Below are 1,860 nucleotides of genomic sequence, written 5' to 3'. Positions count from 1 at the left end.
CCACGCCGGAAGACCAAGGTTTCCTGTCCCATGCTAATCAGGGCAGGGTAAGTCGGCCCCTAAGGCGAGGCAGAAATGCGTAGTCGATGGGAAACGGGTTAATATTCCCGTACTTTTATATACAGTGATGGGGTGACGGAGAAGGCTAAACTGGCATGGCGTTGGTTGTCCATGTGAAAGTGAGTAGGCTGAGAACTTTGGCAAATCCGGGTTCTTAAGGCTGAGACACGAGACGAGTGACTACGGTCACGAAGCAGTTGATGCCCGGCTTCCAGGAAAACCCTCTAAACGTATGTATATAAGAACCGTACCCCAAACCGACACAGGTGGTCAGGTAGAGAATACTAAGGCGCTTGAGAGAACTCGGGTGAAGGAACTCGGCAAAATAGTACCGTAACTTCGGGAGAAGGTACGCCTCTGGTTGTGATGAGACTTGCTCTCTAAGCGACCGGAGGCCGCAGTGACCAGATGGCTGGGACTGTTTATTAAAAACACAGCACTGTGCTAACACGAAAGTGGACGTATACGGTGTGACACCTGCCCGGTGCCGGAAGGTTAATTGATGGGGTTAGCGTAAGCGAAGCTCTTGATCGAAGCCCCGGTAAACGGCGGCCGTAACTATAACGGTCCTAAGGTAGCGAAATTCCTTGTCGGGTAAGTTCCGACCTGCACGAATGGTGTAACCATGGCCATGCTGTCTCCACCCGAGACTCAGTGAAATTGAAATCGCAGTGAAGATGCTGTGTACCCGCACCTAGACGGAAAGACCCCGTGAACCTTTACTACAGCTTGGCACTGAACATTGACCCTACATGTGTAGGATAGGTGGGAGGCTTTGAAGCGTTGTCGCCAGATAGCGTGGAGCCATCCTTGAAATACCACCCTTGTATGTTTGATGTTCTAACACTGACCCGTTATCCGGGTCGTGGACAGTGTCTGGTGGGTAGTTTGACTGGGGCGGTCTCCTCCCAAATAGTAACGGAGGAGCACGAAGGTTAGCTAATCACGGTCGGACATCGTGAGGTTAGTGCAATGGCATAAGCTGGCTTAACTGCGAGACAGACACGTCGAGCAGATACGAAAGTAGGTCATAGTGATCCGGTGGTTCTGAATGGAAGGGCCATCGCTCAACGGATAAAAGGTACTCCGGGGATAACAGGCTGATACCGCCCAAGAGTTCATATCGACGGCGGTGTTTGGCACCTCGATGTCGGCTCATCACATCCTGGGGCTGAAGTCGGTCCCAAGGGTATGGCTGTTCGCCATTTAAAGTGGTACGCGAGCTGGGTTTAGAACGTCGTGAGACAGTTCGGTCCCTATCTGGTGTGGGCGTTGGATGATTGAGGGGAGCTGCTCCTAGTACGAGAGGACCGGAGTGGACGAACCGCTGGTGTTCGGGTTGTGATGCCAATCGCATTGCCCGGTAGCCAAGTTCGGAACGGATAACCGCTGAAAGCATCTAAGCGGGAAGCCGGCCCCAAGATGAGTCATCCCTGACAGTTTAACTGTCCTGAAGGGTTGTCTAAGACTAAGACGTTGATAGGCAGGGTGTGGAAGCGTTGTAAGGCGTTAAGCTAACCTGTACTAATTGCCCGTGAGGCTTAATCATACAACACCCGGTATTATTTGGTGTTGTGACAAACAAGCACTTGCTTATGAAGAAGAGTAGAACGCGCTTACCCAAGCAAGAAAAGAATTCATACGATTTATCAGATTTTTCCCAGTTTTGTTACCAGTTTTGTCTGGCGGCCATAGCGATACGGAACCACCTGAATCCATTCCGAACTCAGCAGTGAAACGTATTAGCGGCGATGGTAGTGTGGGGTCTCCCCATGTGAGAGTAGCACACCGCCAGGCTCC

Annotated in this window: 2 rRNA genes; both read left to right on the top strand. The window is 51.5% G+C overall.

The features are described 5' to 3' along the window. Positions 1–1,609, top strand: a 23S ribosomal RNA gene (locus LJ740_RS23025); the annotation flags it as partial. 132 nt (positions 1,610–1,741) lie between these two features. After that, positions 1,742–1,857 (top strand): 5S ribosomal RNA (gene rrf, locus LJ740_RS23020). Positions 1,858–1,860 lie beyond the last annotated feature (3 nt).

It is taken from the genome of Planctobacterium marinum (genome assembly GCF_020687805.1).
Lineage (GTDB): Bacteria > Pseudomonadota > Gammaproteobacteria > Enterobacterales > Alteromonadaceae > Planctobacterium > Planctobacterium marinum.
This window is presented reverse-complemented; position numbering and strand designations above follow the sequence as displayed.